Source organism: Arthrobacter liuii (genome assembly GCF_014639275.1).
GTDB classification, from domain to species: domain Bacteria; phylum Actinomycetota; class Actinomycetes; order Actinomycetales; family Micrococcaceae; genus Arthrobacter; species Arthrobacter liuii.
In genome coordinates this window covers 1-636 of record NZ_BMFW01000087.1, presented here as the reverse complement: position 1 = coordinate 636, position 636 = coordinate 1, and the positions used below count along the sequence as shown (strand labels likewise).

1 protein-coding gene is annotated in these 636 nt (G+C 64.8%); it reads right to left on the bottom strand.

What is annotated here, in order from left to right; translation table 11 throughout:
* Positions 1-148 precede the first annotated feature (148 nt).
* Positions 149-523 (bottom strand): DUF7793 family protein, encoded by a 375-nt coding sequence (locus IEW19_RS23205; RefSeq protein WP_188573894.1) that lies wholly within the window; start codon positions 521-523, stop codon positions 149-151.
* Positions 524-636: the final 113 nt, after the last annotated feature.

The window sequence follows — 636 nt, the reverse complement described above, 5'->3', positions numbered from 1 at the left end:
CTCAAAAAGCATGGCCTCCCCTTGTCCTTGCCCTGATCGCCTCTCACGTCGAAACCTACCCCGCGCAGCGCGCAATCAACAGCAAGGCCGGTTCAGGCACAGAGGGGTCCGGATCATGAGAGTCCCCGGCGGCCTGAGGTCTGGCCGTTTAGCCGCCGGCCAGCCAGCTAAGTGCCGCGGCTTCAGAGGTGAAGTATCGGGTGGGGCGCTGAGGCCGGTGGACGCCCGTGAAGAAGCTGGCGATCACCTGGTCGACGGGGGATTCACCCAACAGCGCCACCCGTGAGACCGCGTGTGGATCCGCGAAAACGTCCCTGGCCCGCGATGACGTGTTCCCGGCGTTGCGCATATCGACCAGCAACGGCCGGTCGTGGTCCGGGCTGATCTTGTTCAACATCGTGACGGCTGAGACGGCGTCCTCTTCCTGCACATAAGTGCCAGGGGCCCAGACAAGGTGCAAGATCCCGTCCGGCCGGAGACTGAGCGCTGCCTTGCCGCCGGCCACCGAAAATACTTCATCCATTCGGATTCCCGGCAGATGCGGGGGACAAGTAGCCCATGGCCTCCAACGTACCGCAGGCAAACCCGTTCGGCAGGGACGCGCCGGGACTTCCAGATCGCCCGGTGCCTTGGGGG